14 protein-coding genes are annotated in these 12,888 nt (G+C 65.5%); 7 read left to right on the forward strand and 7 right to left on the reverse strand.

Annotated features, from left to right (window positions below; translation table 11 throughout):
• Positions 1-42 precede the first annotated feature (42 nt).
• The gene (locus D6T63_RS10575) at positions 43-1,344 is read right to left on the reverse strand and encodes a GNAT family N-acetyltransferase (RefSeq protein ID WP_235830682.1); all 1,302 of its coding nucleotides are present in this window, start codon (positions 1,342-1,344) and stop codon (positions 43-45) included.
• 35 nt (positions 1,345-1,379) lie between these two features.
• Positions 1,380-4,028: a DNA polymerase I gene (gene polA, locus D6T63_RS10580; RefSeq protein WP_235830707.1), complete on the reverse strand. Its 2,649-nt coding sequence runs from the start codon at positions 4,026-4,028 to the stop codon at positions 1,380-1,382.
• 190 nt (positions 4,029-4,218) lie between these two features.
• Here polA and D6T63_RS10585 point away from each other — a divergent pair, with 190 nt between their 5' ends.
• The 3 genes from D6T63_RS10585 (at position 4,219) to D6T63_RS10595 (ending at position 5,540) form a co-directional block, all read left to right on the forward strand.
• Positions 4,219-4,707 carry a hotdog fold thioesterase gene (locus tag D6T63_RS10585; protein ID WP_120149023.1) on the forward strand — a complete coding sequence of 163 codons (489 nt, stop codon included), beginning with the start codon at positions 4,219-4,221 and terminating at the stop codon, positions 4,705-4,707.
• 162 nt (positions 4,708-4,869) lie between these two features.
• Complete coding sequence (locus tag D6T63_RS10590; protein ID WP_120149024.1) at positions 4,870-5,049, forward strand: hypothetical protein; 180 nt, start codon at positions 4,870-4,872, stop codon at positions 5,047-5,049.
• Positions 5,049-5,540, forward strand: a complete 492-nt coding sequence (locus tag D6T63_RS10595; RefSeq protein ID WP_120149025.1) for a hypothetical protein — start codon at positions 5,049-5,051, stop codon at positions 5,538-5,540. Before D6T63_RS10590 ends, D6T63_RS10595 begins: the two co-directional genes overlap by 1 nt.
• Here D6T63_RS10595 and D6T63_RS10600 read toward each other — a convergent pair.
• The 3 genes from D6T63_RS10600 to ligD all read right to left on the reverse strand — a co-directional run bounded on the left by D6T63_RS10600 (position 5,537) and on the right by ligD (position 7,754).
• Positions 5,537-5,923, reverse strand: coding sequence for a response regulator transcription factor (locus D6T63_RS10600; RefSeq protein WP_120149026.1), 387 nt, complete (start codon positions 5,921-5,923; stop codon positions 5,537-5,539). The genes D6T63_RS10595 and D6T63_RS10600 overlap by 4 nt on opposite strands.
• A 44-nt stretch (positions 5,924-5,967) precedes the next feature.
• Positions 5,968-6,588, reverse strand: coding sequence for a hypothetical protein (locus D6T63_RS10605; RefSeq protein WP_120149027.1), 621 nt, complete (start codon positions 6,586-6,588; stop codon positions 5,968-5,970).
• A gap of 143 nt (positions 6,589-6,731) precedes the next feature.
• Complete coding sequence (gene ligD / locus D6T63_RS10610) at positions 6,732-7,754, reverse strand: non-homologous end-joining DNA ligase (protein ID WP_120149028.1); 1,023 nt, start codon at positions 7,752-7,754, stop codon at positions 6,732-6,734.
• Between the two features lie 317 nt (positions 7,755-8,071).
• Between ligD and D6T63_RS10615 the strand changes: the two genes are divergently transcribed.
• From D6T63_RS10615 to D6T63_RS10630, 4 genes are all read left to right on the forward strand, one after another.
• The gene (locus D6T63_RS10615; protein ID WP_120149029.1) at positions 8,072-8,734 is read left to right on the forward strand and encodes a PAS and ANTAR domain-containing protein; all 663 of its coding nucleotides are present in this window, start codon (positions 8,072-8,074) and stop codon (positions 8,732-8,734) included.
• 216 nt (positions 8,735-8,950) lie between these two features.
• Positions 8,951-9,205, forward strand: a complete 255-nt coding sequence (locus D6T63_RS10620) for a hypothetical protein (protein WP_120149030.1) — start codon at positions 8,951-8,953, stop codon at positions 9,203-9,205.
• A gap of 442 nt (positions 9,206-9,647) precedes the next feature.
• Positions 9,648-10,055 (forward strand): GlcG/HbpS family heme-binding protein, encoded by a 408-nt coding sequence (locus tag D6T63_RS10625; protein WP_120149031.1) that lies wholly within the window; start codon positions 9,648-9,650, stop codon positions 10,053-10,055.
• 128 nt (positions 10,056-10,183) lie between these two features.
• Positions 10,184-11,161, forward strand: a complete 978-nt coding sequence (locus tag D6T63_RS10630) for an alpha/beta hydrolase (protein WP_235830683.1) — start codon at positions 10,184-10,186, stop codon at positions 11,159-11,161.
• A gap of 430 nt (positions 11,162-11,591) precedes the next feature.
• Here D6T63_RS10630 and D6T63_RS10635 read toward each other — a convergent pair whose 3' ends face one another.
• Both D6T63_RS10635 and D6T63_RS10640 read right to left on the reverse strand, forming a co-directional pair.
• Positions 11,592-11,984 (reverse strand): VOC family protein, encoded by a 393-nt coding sequence (locus tag D6T63_RS10635; protein ID WP_120149032.1) that lies wholly within the window; start codon positions 11,982-11,984, stop codon positions 11,592-11,594.
• Positions 11,985-12,150: 166 nt separating this feature from the next.
• Complete coding sequence (locus tag D6T63_RS10640; RefSeq protein ID WP_182976954.1) at positions 12,151-12,840, reverse strand: TetR/AcrR family transcriptional regulator; 690 nt, start codon at positions 12,838-12,840, stop codon at positions 12,151-12,153.
• Between the last annotated feature and the right edge of the window lie 48 nt (positions 12,841-12,888).

Raw genomic sequence — 12,888 nt, forward strand, 5'->3', positions numbered from 1 at the left:
ATGTCCCTTCCGGCGCCGCAGCCGGGAGCGTCGTCGTCGGAACTAGAAGTGGGTGATGCAGTAGGGCTCCTGCGCGAGTCCGAACAGTGCATCCAGCAGCGCCACCGCGTCGTCGGTGTGGGCGGTGAGACCGCCGGCAGCCGCGAGGGTGGAGGCCTGCACTCCGCCGAGGTACAGCGAGCCGAGGGCATTGACGGTGAGTGTGACATCGGCGGTCTGCGCGCCCTCGAGCGGCTCGACCACCGCGACCCCGTCGGCGACAGCCAGGGAGAAGGACCCGTTCGCCAGCCCGAGATCGTCCAGGACCTCGAGGACGATCTTCCCGCTGCCCCGGTACGACCGCTGCCCCAGCGCGGCAGGCACGTCGAGCATGCGGACCCAGAGGACGTCGTCCGTGCCCTTGACACCGTAACAGCGCCGGTCCCGCAGGGCCCATGGAAGGGCATCGTCCCGACGGGCCTCGTCCCAGGTGACCACCTGCACCAGGTCGAGGGAACCGAGATAGCGCCACAGTTCGAGGTAGGCCGAGGGGGTACTCGCTACTAGGTCCACGACCTTCACGGTATAGGGCGTGGTCTCCCAGCCCGCGAATCGGTAGGTCACGTATCCCGCAGGCGTGCCGGCTGCGTCGTAGTGCACGGCCAGGCGGACGGCCCTGTCCTCGACCGGGCGCTCCCGGCCCCACTCGCCCGAGGCCCGGCGCGCGTAGGCGTACTGCCGCCCCACGGATCCGAAGGTCGAAGCGTCGAAAGCGGTGAAGACCTGCTCCGCAAGGCGCACCGCATGCTCCCGCGCCACGAGCGTCGTCGTGCCGGTCGCGCGGGCGGTCACCTCGAAGCGTTCCCGGACATCCACCTCGATCGAGTGCGTGAGCGTGGCGCAGCCGAACCCGAATCGGCCGTAGATCGTGGCCTCCGATGCCGTCAGGATGGCGACGGGAAGCCCCCGGTCCCTGGCCTCGCGCAGGTCCCTCGTCATCATCGACCGCAGGATTCCCTGGCGCCGGTGGCTGGCCCGGACGGTCACCGCGGTGATCTGATGCACGTCGATGAGCGCCGCGCCGACGTTCAGGGTGTGCACCATCGTGCCGTAGGTGGCCACCGGGAAATCTGCATCGAGGGCTTCGGCCGGCTGGGCGGTGTCGTGGACGCCCCACAGCACACGCTCGTCCGCCCGGTAGGCCTGCAGGTAGAGCGGGATGTCCTCCGGATCGAAGGTACCTTCGTGGAAACCGATCCCCTCGGCGTTCAGCCACTTGGCGAAGCGCCCGTCGGCCGATGGGTCCTCGTCCGGGCCGAGCGTGAAGATGCGGGTCTGCAGGTCTGGTGTCGTCGTCTCACTCACCCGCACCACCCTAGCCGGGCTTCCCTTCGGAAGCCCTAGTGCGCGGCCTCGTGCCAGCTGGCCCCCGTGCCCACGGAGACGTCGAGTGGAACGGAGAGGTCCGCCGCGCTGCCCATCTGCTCGCGGACGAGCGCCTCGACCTCCTCGGACTCACCCTCGGCTATCTCGAGGACGAGTTCGTCATGGACCTGCAGAAGCATCCGCGAGGAGAGCCCCCGGCGGGTCAACGCCTCGTCGACCCCGAGCATGGCCTTCTTGATGATGTCCGCCGCCGAGCCTTGGATGGGAGCATTCAACGCCGCGCGCTCCGCCATCTCGCGGAGCTGCCGATTGTCGCTCGAGAGATCCGGCAGGTAACGTCGTCGCCCCTCGATGGTGGAGGTGAAGCCGTCCTTGCGGGCCTGCTCCACGATGCCGCGCAGGTAGTCCCGCACCGCTCCGAAGCGCTCGAAGTAATCACGCATCAGGGTGCGTGCCTCATCCACGGAGATGTTGAGCTGCTTCGAGAGCCCGAACGAGCTGAGGCCGTAGACGAGTCCGTAGGACATGGCCTTCACCTTGGACCGCATCGCGTTGGTGACCTCCTCGGGAGCCACCCCGAAGATGTGCGATCCCACGAACCGGTGGAGGTCCTCACCCTCCTGGAAGGCGGAGATGAGCCCTTCGTCACCGGACAGGTGCGCCATGATGCGCATCTCGATCTGGGAGTAGTCGGCCGTCATCAGGCTCTCGTACTTCTCGCCGTTCCGGCCCTGCCCGACGACGAACACCTCCCGGATACGGCGTCCCTCGTCCGAGCGCACCGGGATGTTCTGCAGGTTCGGATTGGTCGAGGAGAGGCGGCCCGTCGCGGCGACCGTCTGCAGGTAGGTCGTGTGGACACGGCCGTCGTCGCCCACCGCCTTCCGCAGGCCCTCCACCGTCTGACGGAGCTTGGTGGCGTCGCGGTAGGCAAGGAGCTGCTCGAGGAAGGGGTGACCGGTCTTCGTGATCAGATCGGTCAGGGCGTCGGCATCCGTGGAGTAGCCGGTCTTGATCTTCTTGGTCTTCGGTAGTTCGAGTTCGTCGAAGAGGACGATCTGCAGTTGCTTGGGCGAACCGAGGTTGATCTCCTTGCCGATGATCCGGTAGGCCTCGGACCCGGCCGCGCTGATGGTCTTCGAGAAATCATCGAGGAGTCGATCCAGGCCCTCGACCGAGACAGCCACCCCGGTGAGTTCCATGCGGGCGAGCACTTCGGCCAACGGCAGTTCGAGCCCGCCGAGCAGCTGGTTCGCGCCCCGCTCCACGAGCTGGCCGGCAAAGTGCTCACTCAGGCGCAGAGCCGCATAGGCCGCCACGACGGCGGGAGAGGCGACGTCGTTGCCGCCGAGGTCGAGAGCCTGCTGCCCGGACGAATCGTTCGCGGACGCGGTGATGGACAGGCGAAGGTGGTACTGGGCGAGGTCCGCCAGGTCGTAGCTGCGGCGGTCGGGCTGGATGAGGTACCCGGATATCGCGGTGTCGTCCACCTCGCCCGCGAGCACGAACCCCCGGGCGGCCAACAGCTTGAACACGGTCTTGAAGTCGTGGACGATCTTCGGCGCATCCGTCGCGGACAGCCAGTCACCGAGGACCTTCTCCGCAGCTGCATCGAGCGGTTCAAGCGGGATGAACGCCGCATGCAGGCCGGTCACGACGGCGATCCCGACGACGTCGGTGGCTCCCGCGGTCGTCTCGGTCGCCAGAGCCACCGAGGCCTGCGCCTGGTTCGTGGTCCTGAACCATCGGGTGAGCCCGTCGGCGTTCTCGAGGAGCACGTGGGCAGGTGCGCTCTGCTCGTCCCCCTCCTCCTCGGACTCCTCCTCGCCAAAGAGATCGAACAGGCGCTTGCGCAGGGTATTGAACTGCAGGGAATCGAAGAGGTCCTCGACGGCCGAGCGATCCGGGTGCTGCGACACCATCGCGTCGAGGTCGACGGGGAGCTCGAGGTCGGTGAGGAGCCGGTTCAGGCGGCGGTTCCGCTTCACGTCCTCGATGTTCGCGCGCAGGGAGTCGCCGACCTTGCCGCCGATCTTGTCGAGGTTCTCGAGGATGCCCTCGAGTCCGCCGTACAGCCTGATCCACTTCGCCGCCGTCTTCGGACCGACGCCCGGCACGCCGGGCAGGTTGTCGGCGCTCTCCCCCACCAGCGCGGCCAGATCGGAGTACTGGTGCGGGGGGACGAAGTACTTCTCCTCGATGGCCTGAGCGTCCATCTGCGGGATGTTGGTCACGCCCTGCTTGGGGTACAGCACGGTGACGCGATCATTGACGAGCTGAAAGGCGTCGCGATCACCACTGACGACCTGCACGTCCCAGTCCGCGGCGGCGGCCTGGGTCGCCAGCGTGGCCAGGATGTCATCGGCCTCGTACCCGTCCATCGAGATGGTCGGGATGCGCATGGCCTCCATGACCTTGATGATGAGGTCCACCTGCCCGTGGAACTCCTCGGGCGTCTTCGAGCGCCCGCCCTTGTACTCGGTGTACTCCTCCGAGCGGAAGGTGGGGGTGTCGAGGTCGAAGGCCACCACCACGTGGCTCGGCGTCTGGTCCTTGATGAGGTTGATGAGCATGGCCGTGAAGCCGTACACCGCGTTGGTGTGCTGTCCGGTGTCCGTCGAGAAGTTCTCGGGCGGGAGCGCGTAGAAGGCACGGAAGGCCATGGAGTGGCCGTCGATGACGAGGAGCCTGTTGCGCGAGCCGTCAGCGCGCCTCACCGGCGCGGCCGGTGACGTCCCCGCCGCCGCGGCCGCCTCGGCCGGTGACCCGTCCGGCTCACCGTCGACAGGAGGGGCCATGGTCAGGGTGGCAGCAGGTTTGGTTGTTTCACTCACAGGTGCCAGCCTAGTTGCCATGACAGACAAGCGCACCCGATCCGACGCCGCCCAGGGACCCTCGGAGGAGCGGTTGGCCGAGCTGGTCGCCGCGGGCGTACCGGTGGAGATGCATGGCTGGCTGGGCCGGTACGGCGTGGGCGCCCTGACCGCGAAGATGGGGATCGTCTTCCAGGAGATGAGTGCGGAGCGCATGGTGGCGACGATGCCGGTCGAGGGCAATCAGCAGGTCGCAGGGATCCTGCATGGCGGCGCGCACGTGGTCCTGGCGGAGACCCTCGGCTCGTTCGCAGCCGGTCTTCATGCTGGTCCGGGCAGGCAGGCCGTCGGTATCGAGGTGGGAGCCACACACCACCGCAGCGTCGATACCGGGATCGTGACGGGCACGGCGACGGCGATCCACCTCGGGCGGACCCTCACCACACACGAGGTCGTGATGACGGATGAGCAGGGGCGCCGGCTCTCGACGGCGCGCATCACGAACATGATCCGCGACGCCCGCAGCTGATGCGGCGCCACGGTGTCCTGTCCGGCTAAGGACCGACGGCCGGATATTGCAAGCTGGACCCGGCACAGTCTTGCCGTTGCCGCCGCTTCGTCCACCTCCCTACCGTTGAGTTGGGAGGGCGCAGTGCCGTCCCATCACCCCGCATGCAGGACGGAGCCCACCATGGCCGACAAGAAACTCAAGTCCATCGCAGCCCTCCTTGCAGCCAGCACGATCTTCCTCGGCGGCTGCGACCTCGGCAACAAGGACAGCGACAATACCGGCACCGACACCGGGAACTACGACGACAACAACGGCATCGACACCGACCTCGGGGACGATGCGCGCGGGAAGGACAACTAGTGGCGGCACGCCTCAGGGCTATCGGGCGGGCTGCGCTGCTCGGCGTTGCGGCAGGCCTCGTCGGAACGGCGGCCATGACGGCGGGTGAACTCGTCGAGCAGCGCATGACAGGCCGCCAGGACTCGCACATCCCCGCGCGTACGCTGCGGATCCTAGCCGGCAGGCCTACCAGCGATTCCGACGACTACCCGGCGTGGAACCACGCGATGCACTGGCTCACCGGCGCCGCCCTCGGCGCCCTCCGGGGTGTCTGGTCCGTGACGGGCATCCGCGGACCCTCGGCAACAACCGCCCACGCAGTCGTGCGCCTGGCGTTCGACCAGACGCTGGAGAACGCGACGGGAGCGGGCGCAGCACCATCCCTGTGGCCGGCGGGCGAGAAAGCCATCGACTATCTTCACAAGGGTGTCTTCGCCGTCGTCACCGGGCTGGCGTCGGATGCGATGAACAGGCCGGTCCTCGTGAGCCGGGCGGGCGCCCGCTCCCACTAGGTCCCGTCCGCCGTCGCCATACCTTCCTGTATGTGGCGGCGTAACTCGGCGGGCCGGAAAGGCTTGCGGAGGTAACGATCCGCGCCCGCTTCGAAGCCCCGCTTCTCGTCCGATGGATCGGTACGTGCCGTGAGCATGACGATGAAGGTCTTCGAGAACCGTCGGATGCGCTGGGCCACCTCGAAACCGTCGATATCCGGGAGGCCGACGTCGAGCGTGACGACGTCCGGCATGAGGCGACGGACCATTTCCACCCCGGCCAGTCCGGCCGGCGCGGTGTGAACGCGGAAACCCGAGCCGGTCAGCACGGTGTGCAGCAGATCTCTGACGTCGTCGTCGTCCTCGATGACTACCGCGGTGCGGGCGCGCTCGGAACTCGGCATGCGGCAAGTTTACTCCGGCGGGTCGCCGTGACGGGGGGCGTCGGTCACGACTCCGGCCGCACCGTCGCCTCCACCGGTTCGCCGCCACCTGCAGGTTGCACCAGGACCGTCGTGACGGTGTCGGGAAGCTCGGGGAATGTACCGATCATGAGGAGCTCGCTCGTATCTCCGGGCACGGCTCCCCCGCTGTACTTCTCCACCAGCCCGACGACGTCCGGATTGGACTCCCCGCCGTTCGCCGCCGCCCCCCACTCCTCGATCACGGCCGTGGCAGGACGGAATTCCAGGTCCTGGCCCTCCGGGGTGGAAACGGTCACGGCCTCCAGGTCGAGGGGCAGGCCGCCCTCCGGGTTCTGCACCGTCACCAGTGCATAGGTCACGGCGTCCTCCCCCAGTTCCGAGCGAAGACCCTCGACGTCCTCCGGCGCCTCGGCCGGCAGCACGACCTCGCCCTTTGCCTGGTCGATCAGGAAGGCGAATGTGCCGCTGCCGGCGTCCACGAGCCCCTCGACGGAAGGGGCGTCCGACGGCGCCGCAGCCTGCTCCGTCGCAGTCTGCGCCGGGTTCGGGGTCGGCCCTGCCGGCTCCGGTCCAGTGGCGGGATTACCACCGCACCCGGTGACGAGCAGCAGCAGGAGGGTCGATGACAACACGGTCTTCTTCATGGTTCTCCCAGGGGCCGGGTGTGGACCGGCACGGGGTCAGGCCCGGCTCAGCCGGGGCACGGAAGAGTACCTTCCTGTTGTACCAGCGCCGCGAGCCGGTGCGGGCGGCGACGCCGGACGGGCCGAACCGTTGACAGCGCGGATCAGTCGCGGGTACGTGCGCGGCTCGGCTGCACCCGCATGGGCTCGCCGGGCATCTTCGGGAAATCCGGAGGGAACGGCAGCTCGCCGAGCCCACACTCGACGTCGCGGTCCCACCAGGCGAGCAGGACATCGATCCGTCCTGGCTTCGCGTGCATGTGTTCCCAGGGATCGCCGACCGTCTGCAGGCGCTCGGGCACGGTCACGACGGTGAACGACGCCGGATCCACGTCGGTCAGTTCCGTCCAGGTGACCGGGCAGGACACGGGAGCGTGCGGCAGGGCCCTTGGACTGTAGGCGCCCGCCATCGTGCGGTCGCGGTTCGCCTGGTTGTAGTCCACGAAGATGCGCTCGCCGCGCTCCTCCTTCCACCACGCCGTCGTCACGCGATCCGGCATACGGCGCTCGAGTTCCCTCGAGGCAGCGATGACGGCACGACGTACGTCGAGGAACTCGTGCATCGGTTCGATGGGTGCGAAGACGTGGAGCCCCCGGTTGCCGGAGGTCTTCACGAAGCAGGTGAGGCCCGCCTCGCCGAGGACGGTCCGCAGTTCGAGAGCAGCAGCGACGACGTCGTCGAAGCTCGTGCCGGGTTGCGGATCGAGGTCGATCCGGAATTCGTCCGGGAGGTCCGATGCCTCCGCGCGGGATGCCCAGGGATGGAAGACGACAGTGTTCATCTGCGCCGCCCAGATGACGGAGGCGGGTTCGTCGAGCACCAGTTGTGGGTGCGCCCGTCCGCTCGGGTAGGTGACCGTCACACTGCGCACGTAGTCGGGGGCACCCTTCGGCGGGTTCTTGCTGAAGAAGAAATCGCCGTCCACGTCGCCGCCGAATCGCTGCAGGGAAACGGGCCGGCTGCCGTTCGCTCGAAGGAATGCCGGTGCGACGTCGATGAGGTACCGGGCGAGATCGAGCTTGGTCAGACCTGCCTGAGGCCAGAGCACCCGGGACGGACTCGACAGGCGGACGTGCCGAACGCCTTCCGGTCCGTCGACATCGAGGATCATCGCTTCGCTGGCCATGGCCCCAATGTACCTGCGGGAACACCTGCCCGGGAGTGCTCGTCCGGCCCGACGAGGCTCAACTGCCAGTCTGGTGCCCGAAGTATCTGATGTGTCGTGTCCTCAGGTCGAGACCGCCTTGCGCACTTGCCTATCCGGGTTTGATTCTCCGGTACGAGTGCTGCGATGGAACCTGCCTGAGTTCTGGTTCACCAATCACGACGCCTACATCGCCGACGGCCTCAACGGCCAAGTCATTTGGGTGTTCTTGCTACTCTGTTGTTTTTGCATGCGGGTTAAGACATCAGCCCGGATCGAGCACGTCGAACGGCCTTACCATGACTTCCACCACAGAACCCGCTGTATCCCTGTCCGGCGTTGTCTCGAGCATCGAATACTTTGTTGACTGCCCCACCGGCACCGTCGAACACTACTTCGCCGACGGCGTCTTCCACTGGTCCGATGAGCTGTACCGGATTCACGGCTACGAACGCGGCGACGTCGTCCCCACCCTCGAGCTCGGCATGTCCCACATCGAACCCGCCGACCGGGACGCCGTCCAGGCCTTCTGGACCAGCGTGACAACAAGCGGTGGGCCCTCATCGATCTACGCATCCATCCGCGACCTCAACGGACGTGTGCACAAAGTCCTCCTGAGCGCCGATCTCATCGTTCAGGACACCGAGCCCACCGGGGTATGGGGGTTGGTCGTTGACCTCACCCAGTCCATCCACGCGGACCGCCACCAGCTAGCCAACGAAGCCGTCGCCGCATCCGCACTCAGCCGGGCCGTCATCGAAAAAGCCAAGGGCATCCTCATGGGGCGCGCAGGCCTCAGCGCCACCGAAGCCTTCGACCGGATCAGCTCCTACAGCCAGCGAACCAACCGCAAAGTCGTCGTCATCTCGCAGGAAATCATCGACCGCGCCCTGACGCTCACCCATCAGGACAAACACCAACCCCGCACCGAAGCACTCCTGGACCTCTTCAGAGCGCTCTGACCCCCCCTCCCCTCAGAGCTACAAGCGCCAAGGCACAGCCGAGGTCCAAGACACCGGTGCGCGATGCTGGGACGTCTATCACCGCACGACGCCGTGTGCAGAAGGTAAAGTTGCCCATACTAAGTGTCCTCCTGGGGCTATTCCGGTTCTCCAGTGGTGTTTCCAAGAGCACGGACATGAATCGTTTCCCGGTCACAGGCCTAAGCAGGCATCACCATGACCCAGCACACCCAACAACACAGCACCTGGCTGGCAGCCCGCGCAGCAGACCTCTCTGCCAACGACCTCTGGGCCCACTACTACAGTGTCGGAGGGACCCTGGAGTCCTTCGAGCTCGACGCCTACCTCCACGGTATGTACCCACTTCCGCTCGGTGACCGGAACATGGTCGCCCTGGCCCTCAACGAACTCATCGATGACCTACCCCGGCGCCCCAAAGCCGAATTCGTCGACACCCCACTCGACCAATAGCGGCGCCCCGAGCAGCCCAAACCACCGCACGACCGACCTCGCTGGCGGGCCAGTCGATCATCAGGACCGGGTGGCCTCCGGGGCAGCGGTGCGCGTTCTCATCACCCGATGGTGGAGTGAGTCGCAGGCCCCCTCGACAGCCGGAAGGACTTCAGCCGACCGTCCCCGTTCTAGGGTTGAACATTTGGGGTGCTGTCTCACTTAGTCATCTCATTGATGGCATTTTGTTCCCCATCTGGAGTGCCCAATGAGATCACAGGCACTCACAGGTGTGACCTAAGCCAGAATCAGTGTCAGGCTCTTGAACCTTCTAATGACTACTCCGACTTGTTCCTACCAGAAGGGATTCCTGGCTGCCCGCCATCCTGCCCTGCGTCGGTAAAGCAGGGCAGACGGTAGCGGGTGATTGTGCCCGTGCGGGAATAGGGATAGAACGGAGGGCATGACTATTTCGACATTGACCCTCGCGGATGCCCGCACCATCATCGATGCAGCCGAGGCCAAGGCCTCGGAGGTCGGGCAGCCCATGAACATCGCCGTCGTCGACGTCGGCGGCAACGTGATTTCCCACGCCCGGATGGACGGCGCCTGGCTCGGCGGTATCGACATCTCCATCAACAAGGCCTTCACCGCCCGAGCCTTCGACATCGAAACCAAGGAGTTGGGCGAGAACTCCCAGCCCGGCCAGCAGTACTACGGCATCGTCGCCAGCAACCGCAACCGGATCATGATCTTCGCCGGCGGTATCCCCATCACCCGTGACGGCGAAGTGGTCGGCGCCCTCGGTGTCAGCGGCGGCACCGGAGAACAGGACCAGTCCGTCGCCGAGGCAGGCGTCAACGCTCTCTGACATCACCTACCCTCCCGCTTGGTTGACACAGCCAGCGGTGAGCTGAGTAGTGTTTGCGCGATTGTGGCGGTATTGGTTCCGCTTACGACCGCGCTGACTCAATGAACTAGCAAATTAAAGTATGACCAATGGAGGTCGAAATGCCTGTAACACCACGTGTTGCTCCGCCCTTTGATGTGGAACTCGGAACAGCCCTCACAGTTCTGAAGGATGTGATGCCATCGACCATCACAGCGAACCGGATTCCCACTATGCGTATAGGTCTTCCAGTGCCGACGATCACGTCGCTTCTGAACGGACGCGCGATCAAGCACGAGCAGAAATCGATTCCCGTCCAGGACGGGGAGATGGTCGTGTCGATCTTCACCAGGTACGGGCACGTGGCGGAAGGACCGGGTATCTTTCATGTGCACGGCGGCGGCATGATTTTTGGTGATCGATTCACCGGCGCGGACGAATACCTGGACTGGGTAGAGCGTTTCGACGCGGTCGTTGTCTCGATCGAGTATCGCCTTGCCCCCGAATTTCCTGATCCCACTCCCGTCAACGACTGTTATGCGGGTTTGGTGTGGATGTCTGAACGTGCTGAGGAGCTTGGATTCGACCGCGATCGGTTGGTGGTTGCTGGTGCAAACGCTGGTGGTGGACTCGCCGCAGGCATCAGTTTGAAAGCGCGGGACGAAAGCGGCCCGGTCATAGCGGGTTCATTGCTGATCAATCCGATGATCGATGATCGCAATGAAACGTCATCAAGCCACCAGATATCCGGGATGGGAGTTTGGGACAGGGGAAGCAACGACACAGGATGGGATGCTCTGCTCGGTGATCGGCGCACGACTGATGGCGTTTCGATCTATGCGGCTCCCTCGCGAGCGACCGACCTTTCCCGCCTGCCGCCAACCTTCATCGACTGTGGGTCGGCGGAAGTTTTTCGGGACGAGGACGTCGCCTACGCAACGAGGATCTGGGAGCACGGCGGGATCGCGGAACTGCATGTATGGCCAGGCGGGTTTCATGGATTCGCCACGTTGGCGCCCAAAGCGCAACTGTCCGCACAAGCGCGAGAGGCTCGCGTGAAGTGGCTGCGTCGAATCCTCGGTGGCTGAAAGCCATGACGTTCCGTCACCTCAAGGGTAAGGATGCATAAGGCGTTTTAACGCACTCATGCGGCTGAGATGCAGCAACTGCTGGGTCGGCCCGCCACACTCGATCGTGTGGCGGGCCGACCTTGGACGTCATCACCTATGTCGACGTGCTCATTGATGGGCACGCGTCGAGGGACCGAGAGGTTTTCCAGCTCAGAGTCACCGGCCTGTGGCCACCCAAACCTGTCACAGTCGGCTCGCTCCCCCACGTTCGCGCCGACAGGTGGTCAACCGCAGGGCCCGGGAGCAGTGTCGCGACAGCCAGTGGCAGCAATTCGACGATGAAAGCATGTTCCCAGGTGCTGTATCGCTCTATCCATCCGCTCCGGCAGCCTGCCAAAGCGGGAAGCCTGCCCCTCCGGATCCTGGCGCTCAGCACGCCCAACGGGTACTACGACGGCGGAGCAAAGAACTCGAGGGCGTTCCCGTCGGGGTCCTTGAAAGACAGCCCGGACCCATACCCCGCGTCGACGATGCCGCCGTGAGCAATGCCCAGTTCGTCGAGTCGGGACTGCCAGGCCTGCAGTTCTTCACGGTTGGCACACCCGAAACCGACGTGGTCCAACCCCACTCGCCTCGCGTCGAAACGGTCATCGGAGTCAGTCTGCGGATGCGCGTGCAGACCGAGGAGCGCCCCTCCGGCCAAAGGATAAACCGTATGCCAGAAGCCTCCCGCATCTTCGTCGAGCACCGGGGAGACACCGAGCAGGAGCTCGTACCACGCCGCACTGGAAGCAAGATCACTCACCGTCAGAGCAACGTGCGCAATTGAAGGAAAAGCCACAGTAATAGTCCTCAAGATAGACGCGGGACCCTCGTCGGCCCCTCAACGCATCTGAGCCTGCCCCCACAAGTCAGCTCTGTCAACAACGACGGGCTGCGGAATCTGGCAGGCTGACAGCTACCACCTACATCGCATGTGATGCAGGTATGGGTACGGTCTTTCGGTGCTACCGGACAACCGGCAGGAGAAGGTCATCGAAGAGCTCCTCGAACTGCAGATGGATGAACGCGGTCGTGTCACCGCCGAACGCCCAGTGGAGATGGCCCGTCACCTCGACGGAAACGATGCCGAGCATGCGGTGCCACCCGACGACGAACGGGTAGACCTCACCCGGACGCATCGGCAGGCCGAGGCGTGCCGCGGTGTCCACGAGAGCCTGACGTACGGCAGGCGGCAGAAGGGCATCGTCGATTGCGCGGAGTCGCCGCGTCTCGAGCAGATCGACGAACAGCGAACCGAACAACCGCCCGAACCGCCGGCCAGCCTCGACCGTTGGACCTTCCTCGGGCGCTGCGTAATGCAGGATCGGCGTGCCGTACACGAGACCGAACTCCGATGGATGCGCCAGGGCCCACGCGCGGAAGGCCAGCGTAGCGGCCCGCAGTCGAGCCTCGACGTCGTCGATCCCGCAGCCCTCCAGCGCCTCCATGCAGACCGACGTCGCCTCCTCCGTGCAGGCCGCGATGAGCAGGGTCAGCAGGTCGTCCCGACCGCTCACGTAACGGTATAGGGCGGGGGCCGTAACACCGAGGCGCCTCGCGACCTCACGGACGACCACCGCGTCGGCGCCGCCTTCGACAAGCAGTGCGCGGCTCGTTGCGACCAGAACTTCGGTTGTCAGAGGTGCAGACGCCACGGAAAAGGGCCTTTCGGGAGAATCGGCCGGCAAGATCCCGCCGCCAAG

Origin of the sequence: Arthrobacter cheniae (assembly GCF_003602275.1) — a bacterium.
Classification (GTDB): Bacteria; Actinomycetota; Actinomycetes; order Actinomycetales; family Micrococcaceae; genus Arthrobacter_D; species Arthrobacter_D cheniae.